Raw genomic sequence first — 17,635 nt, 5'->3', positions numbered from 1 at the left:
AAGTGTGGAAAAGATAAGCGCTGAAAGCATCTAAGCGCGAAACAGACTTCAAGATAAGGTATCCCACTCTGTTAAGGAGTTAAGATCCCTTAAAGATGATAAGGTAGATAGGCCGGAGGTGTAAGTATAGTAATATATTGAGCTGACCGGTACTAATAGATCGAGGGCTTAATCATTTATTTCCTATATGTATCTTTGATTGTATAGCTTTCCGGTGGTAATAGCGGAGGGGCAACACTTGTTCCCATTTCGAACACAAAAGTTAAGTCCTCCAGCGCCTATGGTACTGCACTGGTAACGGTGTGGGAGAGTAGGTCACTGCCGGTCCTTTTTTGAAATAATCCCCGATAGCTCAGTTGGTAGAGCAGATGACTGTTAATCATCCTGTCGCAAGTTCGAGTCTTGCTCGGGGAGCCACTTTAAAATTTTTAATCATTTATCCTGTTGGGTAAATGATTTTTTTGATTTATAAGATACTTTAAGAAGCCAATTGGCTTCTTTTTTTATTATCTAAAGATATTTTTGCTGTAAGCAGGCGATTAAAAACTTTAAGTATTAGCTAAGCTTTTTGATTAATTAATAAAATAATTGATTTTGATAATTTGATTAAGCTGCCTTTGAATACTAATTATTATTTAATTATTCTAATCTAAAGTAAATTAATGTAGTATAAAATACTTGAAATTTTTTTAAAATGTAGTATTATATAATCAAAGGTCAAAATAAGTCAAAGTTAGGAGGGAGAGAAATGTCAAGTCTATCTGACCAGATTGAACGATATCTCAGAAGGCAAATTTCTAAATATCAAGGTAAAGTCAAAATAAGAAGAAATCAATTAGCAGAGAATTTTGATTGTGCTCCTTCCCAAATAAATTATGTACTTGATACAAGGTTTACTGTTGAAAAAGGTTATGTTGTTGAAAGTCAGCGTGGTGGAGGCGGATTTATTCGAATTATTCGAGTTAAATTAAATTCAAATAAGGAAGTAATCCAGAAAATAATTAATAAACTTAATGGTTCTTTGAGTCAGCATGAAGCAAATGGAATTATTAGGAGGCTTTATGAAAATGATTTAATTTCTGAGCGAGAATATTATTTGATGGAAAAGGTTGTTCATCGCAGTGTGCTCAATATTTCTCTTCCAGAAAGGGATATATTGCGAGGTAGAATTTTAAAAAATATGCTGGAAGTGATTTTTAAAGTAAAGGAGGATTAGCTTATGCTTTGTGATAATTGCCATCAAAACGAAGCAGCTGTCCATTTGACCAGAATAATAAACGGTAAAAAAGAAGAAATTCATTTGTGCGAAGAATGTGCAAAAGACAATGCCAAATTAAATACTGATCAGAATGACTTAAGTGTGCAGAGTTTATTGGCTGGTATTTTAAATAATAATTTTGGCTTTGATCAAACTAAGTTTTATCAGCAAAATACTCTTGAGGATAGACAGTCAAGTTCAGAATTTGAAGTCTGTCCTGGCTGTGGACTTAGTTATCAAGAATTTGCCAGCAAAGGTTTGTTTGGTTGTAGCCAATGTTTTAATACTTTTAGTGAGAGACTGGATAATTTATTTAAAAGAATACATGGTAATGTCAGGCATTCTGGTAAAAAAGTTCATTACTTAAAACAGCAGGAAGCAACTGTAATAGAAATTAATGATTTAAAAGCGGCTATGGAAAAAGCAGTTGCAGTTGAAAATTTTGAAAAAGCTGCTGAATTGAGAGATAAAATACATGCTCTTCAAAAAAATATGGAGGCAGATGGAAATGATTAATAATTTATCTGATCAGGATTGGCTAAATGATTCAGGTCCAGAAAAAGATGTAATTTTGAGTTCCAGGATTAGATTGGCCAGAAATTTTAATGATTTTAAATTTCCTAATCAGAGTAGTAAAGATGAAAAGGATGCTTTGCTGTCAGAAATGTGCAGTAAACTTGATTTTTTAGCTGCTGATTATAAATTTACCTTAATGGAAGAATTAACAGAAAATGAAAGAAATATTCTGCAGGAAGAGCATTTAATTAGCAAAGAACATTTGTTATCTCCAGCTGGTAAAGCTTTATTTTTAAATAATGACCAGCATATTTCTTTAATGGTTAATGAAGAAGATCATTTAAGAATTCAGATTCTTCACGCCGGGCTTTCTTTTGAACATTTGTGGGAAATTATTGACCAGTTAGATGATCAAATAGATGCCCGCTTACAATATGCATTTTCAGAAAAATGGGGTTATTTGACAAGCTGTCCCACTAATGTAGGAACAGGAATTAGAGTATCAGCAATGTGCCATTTGCCAGCTCTTTCAATTAGCGGAAGAATTGATAATATTTTAGGAACAGTTGGCAAATTTGGTTTAACCGTCAGAGGGGTCTATGGTGAAGGTAGCGGCTCAGTAGGTGAAATTTTTCAGATATCAAATCAGATAACCTTAGGACATAGTGAACATGAAATTATTGAAAATCTGACTGCTATAATTATTCAAATTATAAATGAAGAAAGAAAAAGTAGAGAATATCTAGTTAGAAATAATTTCTTAGAGCTTAAGGATAATGTGAACCGTTCTTATGGTATTTTAAAATATGCCTATCAACTTTCTGAAACTGAAGCATTAAAATATTTATCAAGAGTAAAATTTGGTCTGGATTGTAATTTGCTTGCTGAAAAATTAGATAATAATTTTTTTAGTGAACTCTTATTTAAAATTAGACCAGCACATCTTAATTATAATAATGATTTAAACCAAAATAATTTAAATAAAAAAAGAGCAGAATTAATTAGAAATAAATTGTAAAGGGAGTGAAATTTATGTTTGCTAAATTCACAGAGAGAGCTAGAAAAGTTTTGAGTATTGCTGAGCAAGAAGCTTTAAAACTAAAACATAGTTATGTTGGAACTGAACACATTTTATATGGATTGATAGCTGAAGGTCAGGGAATTGCTGCACGTTCTTTAATTGATAATGGAATTAGCAAAGAAGTTGTAGAAAGTAAAATCATAGATATAATAGGCAAAGGACAAACTGAAGTTAAAGGTTCAATTGGCTTAACCCCTCGCAGTAAAAAAGTTTTGAATTTAGCGATGGATGAAGCTCGCAAAATGGGTCATAATTATATAGGAACTGAACATTTATTGCTTGGTTTAATTAGAGAAGGTGAGGGTGTTGCTGTTCGTATTTTAATGGACTTAAATAGCGATATTGCTAATATAAAAGAAGAAGTGGTTGATTTATTAGGTGGCAAAAATTCTCTGCAGAAAAGTTCTAAAGCTGGTGCTAGAAAGACTAAAAACTTAGATGAATATAGCCGAGATTTAACAGAAATGGCCAGAGAGAATAAGCTTGATCCGGTTATCGGCCGTGATAAAGAAATTAATCGAGTAATTCAGGTTTTAAGCCGTAGAACTAAAAACAATCCTGTTTTAATTGGTGAACCTGGTGTTGGTAAGACTGCTATTATTGAAGGATTAGCTCAGATGATAATTAGTGAAAATGTACCTGAACTATTATTAAATAAAAGAGTTGTATCATTAGATTTGAGTTCTTTAGTTGCTGGTTCAAAATACCGGGGAGAATTTGAACAGCGTCTTAAAGCAGTAATGAATGAAATAATAGAAAGTGGCGATATAATTCTTTTCATTGATGAAATGCATACTTTAGTTGGAGCAGGTGCTGCAGAAGGAGCAATTGATGCTGCTAATATTTTAAAACCTGCTTTAGCCAGGGGAGAACTGCAGGCAATAGGAGCAACAACTTTAGATGAATATCGTAAATATATTGAAAAAGACGCTGCACTAGAAAGAAGGTTTCAATCAGTGTTAGTAGAGGAAAATTCTGCTGATGAAGCAATTGAAATTCTTAAAGGATTGCGTGATCCTTATGAAGCCCATCATAAAGTTAAAATAACTGATCAGGCGATTGCTGATGCGGTTATGCTTTCACACCGATATATCTCCGATCGTTTTTTACCGGATAAGGCAATTGATTTAATTGATGAGGCAGCTTCTAAAGTTAGATTAAGTAACAGTACTAGGCCACCTGAATTTAAAGAGTTAAGCCATAAACTAGAAGAAGCAGAAAAGGAGAAAGAAGCAGCTGTTAAAAATCAAGAATTTGAAAAAGCAGCCCGGATGAGGGATCGGGAGAAAGAACTAAAAAAAGAATTAGAAGAATTAAAAAGTAGTTGGGAAGATGAAAAAGGTAGAAAAGAAGCTGTAGTTACAACAGAAGATATTGCAGAAATTGTTTCCAGCTGGACTGGTATTCCTGTTACTAAATTAGAAGAGGCTGAAACTGAAAGATTATTAAGATTAGAAGAAGAATTGCATAAAAGAGTGATAGGCCAGGAAGAAGCAATTAAGGCAGTTTCTGAAGCTGTGCGTCGGGCCAGAGCGGGATTAAAAGATCCTAAACGACCAATTGGTTCATTTATTTTTCTGGGGCCAACTGGAGTTGGGAAAACAGAATTAGCCAAGACTCTGGCAGAAACAATGTTTAATGATGAAGATGCTATGATTAGAGTCGATATGTCGGAATATATGGAAAAACATTCTGTTTCTAGATTAGTTGGATCACCTCCTGGTTATGTTGGTCATGATGAGGGAGGGCAGCTAACTGAACCTGTTAGAAGAAGACCATATTCTGTAATTTTATTTGATGAAATTGAAAAAGCACATCCTGATGTATTTAATGTTTTATTACAGATTCTTGAAGATGGAGTTCTGACAGATACCCATGGTAGAAAAGTTGATTTTAAAAATACAATTGTTATTATGACTTCCAATGTTGGAGCAGATTTTATTGAAAAACAATCTAAGCTTGGCTTTAAAACTGAATCTGATGATGATGTGGATTATCAAAATATGAAAGATAATGTTATGTCTAAGTTAAGGAAAACATTCCGGCCAGAATTTTTAAATAGACTTGATGAGATCATTGTTTTCCATTCCTTGAATAAAGAGCATATTAAAGCAATTGTTGATTTAATGCTTGATGATTTAAGAGAACGTTTAGCAGATAAAGATATTGAAATTAAGATTACAGAAGCTGCTAAAAATAAACTTGCTGATGATGGCTATGATTCTGAATTTGGAGCACGTCCTTTAAGAAGAACTATTCAACGTCAGCTGGAAAATAAACTTTCAATTAAAATTCTTGATAAAGAATTACAAAACCAAAGTAAGATCAAAGTAGATGTTGCTGATGATGAATTCACTTTTGAAGTTGTTTAGTTAAGCGTTTAATGCTGTTGCTTTTTCTTGTAAAATGCTGTAAAAAATGATATAATTATTAACAAATATTCATAATAAATGTTATTAATTTATCTATATTTATACTGCATCAACAGGAGTTAAAAAAAAATGGCAAAAACTAAAAAATATTATCTCTGCCAGGAATGTGGTTATAAATCTATTAATTGGATGGGCAAATGCTCTAATTGTGGATCCTGGGACAGTTTTGAAGAGATAACTGAAACAGATTCTAAAAAAGAAAATATAAGAGAACGAGTGGATAATAAACCGCTGCCAATTACTGAAGTTACTTCAAGTAATCGGCAGCGCTATAAAACTGATATCAAAGAATTAGATAGAGTACTTGGTGGAGGTATTGTTTCTGGTTCTCTAGTTTTACTTGGTGGAGCCCCTGGTATTGGTAAATCAACCCTAATACTTCAGGTGGCTTCTCTTTTTAGTCAAAAATATGGAAAAACTCTGTATCTTTCTGGGGAAGAATCTGCTCCCCAAGTTAAAATGAGAGCAGAAAGGCTTGACTGCCTGAATCCGCGCTTAAATATACTGGCAGAAACAGATTATTTGGTTCTGGAAAATCATCTGCTTAAAAATAATGATTATTCATTAATAGTAGTAGATTCTATTCAAACAGTTCATATTCCAGAATTAGAAGCTGCGCCAGGTAATTTAACTCAAATTAAGGAAGTGACTAATCGCTTATTAAAACTTGCAAAAACATTAGCAATTCCAATTGTATTAATTGGTCATGTCACTAAAGAAGGTGAACTAGCTGGCCCCAGAGTTCTGGAGCATCTTGTCGATACAGTTTTGCAATTTGAAGGAGATAATTATCATATGTATCGGATGCTTCGTTCACGGAAGAATCGCTTTGGGTCTACAAACGAAATTGGTGTTTTTGAAATGAAGGAAAATGGAATTCAAGCTGTTGCAAATCCTTCAAGTTTTTTTATTAATGAAAGACCAGATAATGTTTCTGGATCGATTATTACACCTGCTCTGGAAGGAAGCCGGGTTATTTTAGTTGAAGTACAGGCTTTAGTTACATCAGCAGCATTTGCTGCACCACAGCGGTTGGCAAATGGTGTTGATTATAAGCGGGTTTCTTTATTATTAGCTGTTCTGGAAAAAAGGCTGGGAGTTAATTTTAAGGATCAGGATGTTAATGTTAATATTACTGGGGGGATTAGAGTCGAAGAGCCAGGGCTTGATCTGGCAATTATTGCTGCTGTAATTTCCAGCTATCGTGATTATTCTCTAGATAATAAAACAGCTGTAATTGGAGAAGTTGGACTTTCAGGTGAAGTAAGGGCTGTTGGGCAGATAGAAAAGAGAATTAGCGAATTAAAAAAACTTGGTTTTAAAAAAATTATTGTACCGGCTGGTAATGCTAAAAATCTTGCTTTTGACCCAGAACTAGCAATCGATGGAGTCACTAATATAGCTGAGTTTATCAAACTTGTTTTAGGGAAAAATTAAGTTATAAATAATTAAACAGCTAAATAACTATTTTGCTAAGTTATTCTCTTATCAATAAGGTTTTTATGAAAAATAATTAGAATATTAAAAAGAAAAGAGGTGAAGTAATGGAAGAAATAGATGAAAAATTACTTGATATTTTAAAAATTCTAGCGCCAGGAACTGTTTTTAGAGATGGATTGGAAAATATATTGAGAGCTCAAACTGGTGGACTTATTGTAGTAAGTGACAAAGAAGATGTTCTTGATTTAGTTAACGATGGTTTTAAAATTGGAACTTTAATTTCACCAGCTAAATTATATGAACTTGCCAAAATGGATGGTGCAATAGTGCTTGATCAACAGGCGGAGAATATTCTTTTTGCTAATGCTCAATTAATTCCAGATCCAACTGTTAAATCTTCGGAAACAGGTACCAGACATAAAACTGCTGAGCGAGTAGCCAGACAAACAGGGGAACTGGTGATTGCGATTTCTCAGCGGCGTTCAATTATTACCATTTATAAGGGTGATTCTAAACATATTTTAGAAGATATAAGGGTTGTACTTGTTAAAGCTAATCAAGCTGTTCAAACTCTGGAAAAATACCGTTCAGTTTTTGATCAGGCACTGACTAATCTTAGTGCACTTGAGTTTGAAGATCTTGTTACGCTTTCAGATGTGGTTACAGTAATTCAGCGGACAGAGATGGTATTAAAAATCCAGCGGGAAATAGAAAAGTATATTTCTGAACTTGGTTCTGAAGGTCGTTTAATTAAAATGCAGCTGGAAGAACTTGTTAATAATGTTAAAGAAGAAGGAGTTTTGCTAATCGAAGATTATATTTCTCAAGAGTTGGAAGAAGATGCTTCTGATCCTGAAGAAGTTCTAGAAAGTCTAACTGACTGGTCTTCTGGAGAAATATTAACTTTAAATACTATTAGTAAAGCACTTGGATATCGTGGTAGTGTTAATGCTCTTGATGAAACTGTGTCACCACGTGGTTATCGTATTTTACGCAAAATCCCTCGCCTGCCTATGCCAGTTATCGAAAATCTGGTAGAACAATTTGGTAATTTGCAATCTATTATTAGAGCATCTGTGAATGAACTTGATGATGTAGATGGAATTGGGGAAGTTAGAGCTCAGGCGATTAAAGATGGTCTGAGGCGTTTAAGAGATCAAGTTTTGCTGGATAGACATATTTAACTATTATATTTACTCAAATAACTAAGATCAGGAAAATCAGCGCAAATTGACTGCCGCTTTTTTAAATGATATAATTATAAGGTGGATTTTTATTGCTTTCACAAAAGAGGAGTGGATAAAATGTATAAAATTGGTGACAAAGTAGTTTATCCAAATCATGGAGCAGGAACAATTGTTGGTATAGAGACAAAAACTATTCTTGATGAAAAAAAAGAATACTATATAATGCAGCTTCCGATTGGAGAAATGAAAGTAATGATTCCAGTTGATAAAATAGATAAAATCGGGATTAGAGATGTTATTTCTGAGGCAAAAGCTAATGAAGTTTTTGAATTATTAGATGGAGAAAAAAGTAAGATGTCTCAAAATTGGAATCGTCGTTTTCGAGCTAATCAAGAAAAATTAAAAACAGGTGATATTTTTGAAGTTGCTGAAGTAGTCAGGAACTTAAGTATTAGAGATCGTGAAAAAGGTCTTTCTACAGGTGAAAAGAAAATGTTAAGTAATGCTAGACAAATTTTAATTAGTGAGCTTGTTCTAGCTAAAGATATGAACGAAGAAGAAATTTCTGAAAAGATGGATGGTCTATTTATACTTGAAGAAGAATAAAAATGAGTTTAGTCAAATCCAAGCAGAAGAGAGGAGGTGAAGAGGTGTTAAAAAGATTAATGAGAATAATATTTGCTATTTTTGGTGGGGTTATTTTCTTTCACTTAATTGATATAATTGGTCTAGCTAGTGATTATGAATTTAACTTGCATAATATAAAAGGCTTCTTTTTAACAACACAGTTTTCAGCTGTGATTTTTGGCATTTTACTAGGCTATTTTTTGCTCTATTATTTATTTGATAAATCACTGAGTTTTATTATGAATTTTGAATTCAAGGTAAAAGAGATAACCTGGAAGAAGATTTTGATTGATGTGTTGGGATTAATCATTGGTTTAATTACAGGAATTATTATTAATTATGTATTTTCTATTGCAAAAATCCCCCGAATTGGGATGCCATTGCAAATCTTAATTAACATCACATTCACCTATATTGGTTTTGTCCTTGCTGTACATAAAGAAAAAGAGCTCGCTGCCTTCATTTTCTCTGGGAGTAGAAAAAAAATTGATTATCAACAGCTCTCTAAAATAGGTAGTGATAAGATTCTTGATACAAGTGTTATTATTGATGGGAGAATTTTTGATATTTGCAAAACTGGCTTTATTGAAGGTAGTTTTATAATTCCCGAATTTGTTTTAGAAGAGCTACAGCATATTGCTGACTCTGCTGATGATTTAAAAAGAAATCGTGGCCGTCGTGGTCTTGACATTTTGCGTCAAATGCAGAATGATTCTAAGATAGAAGTCGAAATAACCCAACAAGATTTTGAAGAAATATCTGAAGTAGATAGCAAGCTGGTTAAATTGGCACAGTTAATTGAAGGTCAGGTCTTAACCAATGATTATAATCTTAATAAAGTTGCTGAGTTACAGGGAGTTAGAGTATTAAATATTAATGAGCTGGCCAATGCTGTTAAACCAGTTGTATTGCCTGGTGAGGAGATGGATGTTAAAGTTATTAAAGAAGGCAAGGAAAATGGTCAAGGTGTAGCTTACCTTGATGATGGTACAATGATTGTAATTGAAGAAGGTGTAAAATACATGGGAGATGATATACAAGTCCTTGTAACCAGTATTTTGCAGACAGCTGCTGGTAGAATGATTTTTGCTCGTCCAAAAACAAACTAATTTTAAAAAAGGATGATTTTGATAATGGCTAAAGTTGGTGTTTTAATTGCTGCTGCAGGTAGTGGTAGTAGAATGGGAAAAGGAATTAATAAGCAGTTTTTAAAATTAGCTGGTAAAGAGATTCTTTATCATACCATTATTCCTTTTTTAAAGTGGCAGGTAGCAACAGAAATAATAGTTATTTTGAAACCAGCGGAAATTGAATATTTTAAAAAAAATTTATTGCCTCTCTTTCCTGAAAATACAAGCTTGAACTTAGTTGCCGGTGGTAAAAGCCGTAAGGAATCTGTCAATAATGGTTTAAATTCCTTTAGTAAGCAGATTAATTATGTTATAATACATGATGGCGCAAGGCCTTTAGTAACAGTTGAATTGATAGATAAGGTTTATCAGGCTGTACAAGTATACAATGCAGTTAGCTGTGGGGTGAAAGTAAAAGATACAATTAAAGTTGTTAATGAATCTTTTGCAGAGTCAACTCTAGAAAGAAGTCAGCTGAGGTCTATTCAGACTCCTCAGGCATTTAGCTTAGAGTTGATTAAAAATGCTCATAGTCGTTGTCAGGCAAAAAAAGCACTTGATGATGCTTCATTGGTTGAAAAATGCGGAGGGAAAGTTTATATAGTCGAGGGAGATTATAATAATTTTAAGATAACAACTCCGGATGATTTGAAACCAGCCGAATTAGTTTTAAAGGAGAGAGTATAATTGTTTAAAGTTGGTTTTGCTTATGACAGTCATCGTTTAGTAGAAGAAAGAGAACTTATTCTGGGTGGAATTAGAATAGAATCTGAATTAGGTTTATTAGGTCACTCAGATGCTGATGTGCTTACCCATGCTTTAATGGATGCCTTATTGGGAGCAATTGGGGCTGGTGATATAGGTAGCCATTTCCCGGATACTGATCCCCAATATAAAGGTGTTAGCAGTCTTATTTTACTGGATCATGTAATGGAACTTGTTAGCAAGAAAAATTACCTGGTAAATAATTGTGACTTAGTTATAATTGCAGAATATCCTAAACTAAAACCGTATCGCACTAAAATTGTAAAGAGTCTTGCGAATCATTTGAAAATTAAGCCGGAATCTATAAACTTGAAGGCTACAACAAATGAAACGATGGGTTTTACTGGCCGGAGAGAAGGAATAGCAGCTTATGCTGTTATAAGTGTAGTTGAGCAGAAACTGTGGCAGTTTTTTGAGTTTTTAGACATGGAAGGGAGTATATATGATGTTAGTAAAAAGTATCATGACAGCAGATCCAATCACAATTAGTCCGGAAGCAAGTATTCTGGAAGCTGAGAAAATGCTTTCGATTAATAAAATTGGACGTTTGCTAGTTGTGGAAAATGATAAATTAATTGGAATGCTAACCGATGGAGATATTATTTCAGAGAAAAATTTGGAGGCTCCAATCAGTGACTTTATGTCAGATAGTTTAATTGTAATAAATGAGAACAGTACTGTTCAGCAAGCTGCTAAAAAACTTTCCGATAATCACATTGGAGGCTTGCCAGTTTTTAGTGATAATCAGCAGTTAGTTGGTATAGTTACTTCAGAAGATATAGTATATGGTTATTTAAGAGATGAAGAAGAAGAAATGGAAATGGAGAAAAAAACAATTACTCCAGAAAGTTCTGCTATCTATCTTTCAATGACCAGAAGTCGTGATTATGAAGAATATTGGCTTAAAAAGATAGAAGGCTATGGCTACCGCGGTGCTATTACCCAGACTGGAGCTAGTGCAGAAAAGTTACCAATAAAATTAAGAGAGAGTACAACTGTAGCTGCTATTGCGCGGGGAGTAATTAGTGAAAATTCTCGTGAGAAAATGGCTGTCTCCAATGCAGTTAAAGATGCTTATAGTCAGCTTGATTTAATAAATCCAGGCCTTGGTGGTGGATTTAAAATAGCTGTAGTTCGGGGAGAAGGACATATCTCAGTGGCTATTTTTGGTAAATTTGGTCATGCGCTTGTGGATGGACCTGAGCAGTTGACTGTTGGTACAAGTGTTATTTAAATTTGAACTTGAAATTTAAGAATTTATATTTTAAAATAAGAAAAATAATGAACTAAAAATGAAAGTAGAATTATTGTTTAAATACTAGGAGGAATTATAAGCTTATGAGTAATAAAATAAGACTGCGTTTCCCCCCCAGTCCTACTGGTAAAATACATGTTGGTAATATGCGAACAGCATTATTTAACTGGCTGGTAGCCAAGAAAAAAGGTGGGGAATTAGTATTAAGAATCGAAGATACTGACCAGGCACGTTCAACTAAAGAATTTGAAGATATTATAATTAGAGAAATGGACTGGCTTGGCCTTGACGCTGATGAAGGTGTAGGTATTGGTGGTGAATATGGCCCTTATCGTCAAACTGAACGGCTTGATATTTATCAAAAATATGCTGAGCAACTATTAGAATCCGGTTATGCCTATAAATGCTATTGTACTCAAGCAGAATTAGAAGATATGAGAGCTAAAGCTAAAGCTAATGATAAAATGCCTCGTTATGATGGCTCGTGCCGTAATTTAACTGAAGCAGAACAAAAAGAGTTTGAGGCAGCAGGTAGAACACCGGTACTTAGATTCAAGTTGCCAGCAGAAGAAAAAGATGTAGTAGTTGAAGATATGATTAGAGGAAATATGACTTTTAGTACTTCTGTACTTGATGATTTTATCATCTTTAAATCTGATGGTATGCCTACTTATAATTTTGCAGTAGTGATTGATGATGCTTTAATGAAAATCACTCATGTTATTCGAGGTGAGGATCATATTTCTAATACTCCGAAACAAATTTTAATTTATAAAGCACTTGGTTTTGAACTGCCAAAATTTGCCCATTTGCCGCTAATTCTTGATGAAAATAAAGCTAAGTTGAAAAAAAGAGGTAAAGATTCGGTTTATATTGGTGAATTTAGAGAACAGGGCTATCTTCCAGAGGCATTATTTAATTTCATGGCTCTGCTTGGTTGGTCAACTGGTGATGAAGAGGAAATTTTGAGTAAAGATGAAATTATGGCAAGATTTGAGATTGCAGATGTTAATAAAAGTGGAGCTGTTTTTGATAGAGAAAAATTAAACTGGATGAATGGTAAATATATTAGAGCAGCTGAACTTGATAGAATTGTTGAGCTTTCTATTCCTTTTCTAATTGAGGCAAATCTGGTTAGTGAAGCAGAAATTACTTCTCAGCATGACCATCTGGCCCGAATAATTGACGAAGTCAGGACAAATGTTGACTATCTAGCTCAAATACCGGCAGAAGCTGAACTGTTTTTAACTGAGCGTAGTTTTGATAATCCAGCTGAAGCGGCTGCAGAGTTTGCTGGCGAAGATGTTAAGCTAGTTTTTAGCACTTTGAAGCAGAAACTTTACGCAAAAGATCAGCTTACAAATGAAACAGTTGGAGAAATTTTTAAAGAATTGAAAAAGGAACTCGATGTGGGTGGTAGAACGATTTATCATCCAACTAGATTGGCCATTACTGGAAAAGGATCTGGACCTGAAATGACAAGTGTTATTTCTATTTTTGGGGCTGATGAAGTTGCTAAGCGGCTAGATTCTGCGCTTGAAATGGCAAAATAAATAATATTACCTAGATTAAATAGGAGTCTTCTCTCAGTAAAAGAGAAGGCTCTTTTTTAAAACAATTAAATTGTTAAATCTATTTAGAAAAAAAGTGTAAATTAGAGAAAGGAGTGAACAAATGCTAAAAGTATATAATACTTTAACAGGTCAAAAAGAAGAATTTAAGCCAGTCGAGCCAGGAAAGGTGAAAATGTATGTCTGTGGGTTAACTGTGCAGAATTACTCGCATATTGGTCATATGAGAAGCGCTATTAACTATGATGTTATTAGAAGATATTTAGAGTATCTTGGTTATCAAGTTGATTACATTTCAAATTTTACTGATATTAATGAAAAAATAGTTAAAAGAGCGAAAGAGGAAGAACTTTCCCCTGCCGATTTAGCAGCTAAATATTCAGCCGCTTTTTTAACAGATATTCAACAATTTAATGTTAAACCAGCTGACAAATATCTAAAAGTTAGCGAAAATATTGATCAGATAATTGAGATGGTAAGTACTTTAATTAAAAAGGGTTTTGCTTATGAAAAGAATGGTAACGTTTATTTTAGTGTGGAAAGTTTTGCTGGTTATGGAAAACTTTCTGGAAGAACTTTAGCAGAAATGCAGGCTGGGGCAAGAATTGCAGTTAATCAGGATAAACATAATCCACTTGACTTTGCTCTCTGGAAAAAGGTTGAATCGGAAAAGGGGTGGCCAAGTCCCTGGGGAGAAGGTTGGCCTGGATGGCATATCGAATGTTCTGCTATGTCAATGAAGCGTCTGGGAGCTACTTTTGATATTCATGGCGGAGGAGTTGATTTGATTTTTCCTCATCATGAGAATGAAATTGCTCAGTCTGAAGCATATAGTGGACGTAAGTTTGTTAATTATTGGCTGCATAATGGTACAGTTAATTTGAGTGGTGAAAAAATGTCAAAATCACAGGGTAACTTTTTTACCAGTCGGGAAGTTCTTAAAGAATTTTCTGGCCAGGAAATTCGTTATTTTCTTTTAACAAGACATTATCATAGTCCTATTGATTTTTCATATGAAAGACTTGCAGAAGCGGCTAATTCCTTACAGCGTTTAGTTAATGCCAGACAGCTGCTTGCTAAAATATTGGAACTTGATATTGAGAAAGCTCCTCTGACAAATTTAGATAATGAGTTTGCTAAAATACCAGCTTTAAAACAGACAGATTTTAAATCAGCAATGTCAGATGATTTTAATACTGCTGAAGCAATTGGAGTTTTACATGATTTTGCTGGTGAAATAAATAAATATCTTAATTCTAATGAGTTTAAATTAACAGAATCTAACTTTACTATTTTAGAAAAAGCTGAAGAAGTTATGCTTGAATTAGCAGAGATTTTAGGGTTGAAATTTGAAGTTGAAAATGCAGTAAATATTGATGAAAGATTAACAACTCCGCTTATTTCATTGTTATTAGAAGTAAGAGAAACTGCCCGTTCTGAAAAGAATTGGGAATTAGCGGACTTAATTAGAGATCGTTTAAAAGAGCTTAAAATAGAGATAAAAGATACTCCCCATGGGCCAGATTGGGAGTTTGATATTGAATAAATAGAAAGGGGGTTTTAAAATGCCAAGAATAGAAGGTAGAAATCCAGTTTATGAAGCTTTACGTGGACCAAGAAAAATTCATCGTATTTTTCTGCAATCAGGTGCTAGTGGTGATAGTATTGCTCAAATACTAAAACTAGCTGAGGAGAAGAATGTTCCTATAACTAGAATGGAAGCAGATAAATTAACTGCTAGTGCTAAATCACATGCCCATCAGGGAGTTATTGCTGAAGCTGATTCGCTGAGAGAATATGATTTGTCTGATATAATAGCAATTAAAGAGCAAAAAGAATCAGATTCTTTAATAATTATCTTAGACGAGATAAAGGATCCTCACAATTTTGGAGCTATTATTAGGACTGCTTATGCAGCAGGAGCAGATGCTGTTATTTATCAAGATCGGAGAGCAGTTGATGTTACACCAGTTGTACTTAAATCAGCTGCTGGAGCAGCTGAACATATTCCTCTTGTTAAAGTTACTAATTTAAATTATGCAATTAAAGATCTGAAAGCAGCCAATTATTGGATAGCAGGGGCAGATATCGCTGCTGAACAAACCCATTTCCAGGCTGATCTAACTGGGTCACTTGGTCTGGTAATAGGTAGTGAGGGAAGTGGCTTGAGAAGGTTGGTTAGAGAGAATTGTGATTTCTTAGTTAAGATACCGATGCGTGGGCAATTAGGGTCATTAAATGCTTCTGTAGCAGCAGCTATAATTATCTATGAAATTTTCCGCCAACAGGGATGAGATATTTCTTGACGAAAGTTTTTCTAGCAAGTATAATAGTAGTGTAATGGATAAGGGAGGGGATTCTGGTTGAAGATGAATGCTCATGAACTTGATTTTGAGGATATCAGTTTCGAAGAGTATAAACAGATGTCTGATGATGAACTGGTTGAATTGGTTCATCAGGGGGACATGGAAGCTCAAGAGACTTTGATCAGACGTTATAAGAATTTTGTACTTGCTAAATCGCGCTCTTATTTCCTGGTTGGAGCTGACAGGGAAGATATAGTGCAGGAAGGAATGATTGGCCTTTATAAAGCAGTTAGAGATTATAAAATTGAAAGGCTGGCTTCTTTTCGTGCTTTTGCAGAATTATGTATTACCCGCCAGATTATAACAGCAATAAAAGCAGCTACTCGCCAGAAACACCAACCTCTAAATACCTATATTTCTTTGAATAAACCTATTTATGATGAAGAGTCAGATCGGACTTTATTGGATGTTTTAAAGGGTGGTAAATTATCTAATCCGGAGGCTTTATTCATTAGTAATGAGACTTATGATTTAATTGAAAGCGAGATTTCTTCTATGCTAAGTGATCTGGAGTTTGATGTTTTACAAGAATATCTAGATGGTAAGTCATATCAAAAAATTGCTGAAGCACTGGATAAACATGTTAAATCAGTTGATAATGCTTTACAGAGAGTTAAGAGAAAATTAGAAGTTTTTTTAGAAAAACACAATATTTAATGCTGAATTTTCAAAAATTGTTAAAACTTCTAATTTCAAATAAATAGAACCGGCACCTATAGTGCTGGATTTCGGCCTGCAGCCGCCAGGCCTTTTTTGTGGATTAGTGTTCCTGAAGGCTACATAAGGAATTATAAAATTTTAAGGAGGAAGAAAAATGGCAAAAGCAAAATTTGAAAGAACAAAACCCCATGTTAACATAGGAACCATAGGCCATGTTGACCATGGAAAAACAACACTGACAGCAGCAATAACAACAGTATTAGCAAATTATGGAGGGGCAGAAGTAAGGGCGTTTGATACAATAGATAATGCACCTGAAGAAAGAGAAAGAGGAATAACAATAGCAACCTCTCACGTAGAGTATGAAACAGAAACAAGACATTATGCTCACGTAGATTGCCCGGGACATGCTGACTATGTAAAAAATATGATCACAGGAGCAGCTCAAATGGATGGAGCAATTCTGGTAGTATCAGCAGCAGATGGTCCAATGCCTCAAACAAGAGAGCATATTCTTTTAGCAAGACAGGTAGGAGTACCATCAATCGTAGTCTTTTTAAATAAAGCAGATATGGTAGACGATGAAGAATTAATCGAACTGGTAGAGATGGAAGTAAGAGAATTATTAAGCGAATATGAATTTCCAGGAGACGATATTCCAGTAATAGTAGGATCAGCATTAAAAGCACTGGAAAATGGAGATCCTGAAGGAGAATGGGGAAGTAAGATTATCGAACTTATGGAAGCAGTAGATAGTTATATTCCAGAACCAGAAAGAGATACAGACAAACCATTCTTGATGCCAGTAGAAGATGTATTCTCAATTACAGGACGTGGAACAGTAGCAACAGGTCGTGTAGAAAGAGGAACATTACATCCATCAGATGAAGTAGAGCTAGTAGGAATAAAAGATACAACAACAACAGTAGTAACAGGAGTAGAAATGTTCCGTAAACTGTTAGACGAAGCAGTAGCAGGAGATAACATTGGAGCATTATTAAGAGGTGTAAAAAGAGAAGATATAGAAAGAGGCCAGGTATTATCAAAACCAGGCAGTATAACACCTCACACAAAGTTTAATGCAGAGGTATATGTATTAAGTAAAGATGAAGGTGGAAGACACACACCATTTTTTGATGGATACAGACCTCAGTTTTACTTCCGTACAACAGATGTAACAGGATCAATTCATTTACCAGAAGGAGTAGAAATGGTAATGCCAGGAGATAACATTGAAATGTCTGGCGAATTGATAACTCCGATTGCAATGGAAGAAGGATTACGTTTTGCAATTCGTGAAGGTGGACATACAGTTGGAGCTGGAGTTGTTACTGAAATTATTGAGTA

General features: G+C 34.3%; 16 protein-coding genes, 1 tRNA gene and 2 rRNA genes. All 19 read left to right on the top strand.

Annotation, left to right across the window (positions count from 1 at the left end; translation table 11 throughout):
* Positions 1–176 (top strand): 23S ribosomal RNA (locus BMZ74_RS12835); the annotation flags it as partial.
* 34 nt (positions 177–210) lie between these two features.
* Positions 211–327, top strand: a 5S ribosomal RNA gene (gene rrf, locus BMZ74_RS12830).
* 14 nt (positions 328–341) lie between these two features.
* Positions 342–417, top strand: a tRNA-Asn gene (locus BMZ74_RS12825).
* Between the two features lie 331 nt (positions 418–748).
* Positions 749–1,216 carry a CtsR family transcriptional regulator gene (locus tag BMZ74_RS12820; RefSeq protein ID WP_089862614.1) on the top strand — a complete coding sequence of 156 codons (468 nt, stop codon included), beginning with the start codon at positions 749–751 and terminating at the stop codon, positions 1,214–1,216.
* A gap of 3 nt (positions 1,217–1,219) precedes the next feature.
* On the top strand, positions 1,220–1,774 hold the full coding sequence (locus tag BMZ74_RS12815) for a UvrB/UvrC motif-containing protein (protein WP_089862613.1): 555 nt from the start codon (positions 1,220–1,222) through the stop codon (positions 1,772–1,774).
* Positions 1,767–2,792 (top strand): protein arginine kinase, encoded by a 1,026-nt coding sequence (locus BMZ74_RS12810; RefSeq protein ID WP_089862612.1) that lies wholly within the window; start codon positions 1,767–1,769, stop codon positions 2,790–2,792. The genes BMZ74_RS12815 and BMZ74_RS12810 overlap by 8 nt, the downstream gene beginning before the upstream one ends.
* 14 nt (positions 2,793–2,806) lie before the next feature.
* Complete coding sequence (locus tag BMZ74_RS12805) at positions 2,807–5,227, top strand: ATP-dependent Clp protease ATP-binding subunit (RefSeq protein WP_089862611.1); 2,421 nt, start codon at positions 2,807–2,809, stop codon at positions 5,225–5,227.
* Between the two features lie 129 nt (positions 5,228–5,356).
* Positions 5,357–6,724, top strand: coding sequence for a DNA repair protein RadA (gene radA / locus BMZ74_RS12800; protein ID WP_089862610.1), 1,368 nt, complete (start codon positions 5,357–5,359; stop codon positions 6,722–6,724).
* A gap of 107 nt (positions 6,725–6,831) precedes the next feature.
* A complete protein-coding gene (gene disA, locus BMZ74_RS12795; RefSeq protein WP_089862609.1) occupies positions 6,832–7,911 on the top strand; it encodes a DNA integrity scanning diadenylate cyclase DisA in 1,080 nt (359 codons plus the stop codon).
* A 120-nt stretch (positions 7,912–8,031) separates the two neighbouring features.
* A complete protein-coding gene (locus BMZ74_RS12790; protein WP_089862608.1) occupies positions 8,032–8,520 on the top strand; it encodes a CarD family transcriptional regulator in 489 nt (162 codons plus the stop codon).
* Between the two features lie 44 nt (positions 8,521–8,564).
* The gene (locus BMZ74_RS12785) at positions 8,565–9,650 is read left to right on the top strand and encodes a PIN/TRAM domain-containing protein (RefSeq protein WP_089862607.1); all 1,086 of its coding nucleotides are present in this window, start codon (positions 8,565–8,567) and stop codon (positions 9,648–9,650) included.
* A gap of 24 nt (positions 9,651–9,674) precedes the next feature.
* On the top strand, positions 9,675–10,358 hold the full coding sequence (gene ispD / locus BMZ74_RS12780; protein ID WP_089862606.1) for a 2-C-methyl-D-erythritol 4-phosphate cytidylyltransferase: 684 nt from the start codon (positions 9,675–9,677) through the stop codon (positions 10,356–10,358).
* Positions 10,359–10,925 carry a 2-C-methyl-D-erythritol 2,4-cyclodiphosphate synthase gene (ispF, locus tag BMZ74_RS12775; protein ID WP_089862605.1) on the top strand — a complete coding sequence of 189 codons (567 nt, stop codon included), beginning with the start codon at positions 10,359–10,361 and terminating at the stop codon, positions 10,923–10,925.
* The gene (locus BMZ74_RS12770; protein ID WP_089862604.1) at positions 10,879–11,670 is read left to right on the top strand and encodes a HutP family protein; all 792 of its coding nucleotides are present in this window, start codon (positions 10,879–10,881) and stop codon (positions 11,668–11,670) included. Before ispF ends, BMZ74_RS12770 begins: the two co-directional genes overlap by 47 nt.
* 104 nt (positions 11,671–11,774) lie before the next feature.
* Entirely contained in the window at positions 11,775–13,244 is a 1,470-nt protein-coding gene (gltX, locus tag BMZ74_RS12765; protein WP_089862603.1) for a glutamate--tRNA ligase, read from the top strand.
* Positions 13,245–13,365: 121 nt separating this feature from the next.
* Positions 13,366–14,808 carry a cysteine--tRNA ligase gene (gene cysS, locus BMZ74_RS12760; protein ID WP_089862602.1) on the top strand — a complete coding sequence of 481 codons (1,443 nt, stop codon included), beginning with the start codon at positions 13,366–13,368 and terminating at the stop codon, positions 14,806–14,808.
* A gap of 19 nt (positions 14,809–14,827) precedes the next feature.
* The gene (rlmB, locus tag BMZ74_RS12755; protein ID WP_089862601.1) at positions 14,828–15,556 is read left to right on the top strand and encodes a 23S rRNA (guanosine(2251)-2'-O)-methyltransferase RlmB; all 729 of its coding nucleotides are present in this window, start codon (positions 14,828–14,830) and stop codon (positions 15,554–15,556) included.
* A gap of 75 nt (positions 15,557–15,631) precedes the next feature.
* Positions 15,632–16,285, top strand: coding sequence for an RNA polymerase sporulation sigma factor SigH (gene sigH / locus BMZ74_RS12750; RefSeq protein ID WP_177181449.1), 654 nt, complete (start codon positions 15,632–15,634; stop codon positions 16,283–16,285).
* Between the two features lie 157 nt (positions 16,286–16,442).
* The coding region (gene tuf / locus BMZ74_RS12745; protein WP_089862383.1) for an elongation factor Tu at positions 16,443–17,635 on the top strand (1,193 nt) is incomplete at its 3' end.

It is taken from the genome of Halanaerobium salsuginis, from assembly GCF_900114545.1.
Lineage (GTDB): Bacteria > Bacillota > Halanaerobiia > Halanaerobiales > Halanaerobiaceae > Halanaerobium > Halanaerobium salsuginis.
Note: the sequence above shows the minus strand (reverse complement) of the source record. Positions and strands in the feature narration are given on the sequence as shown.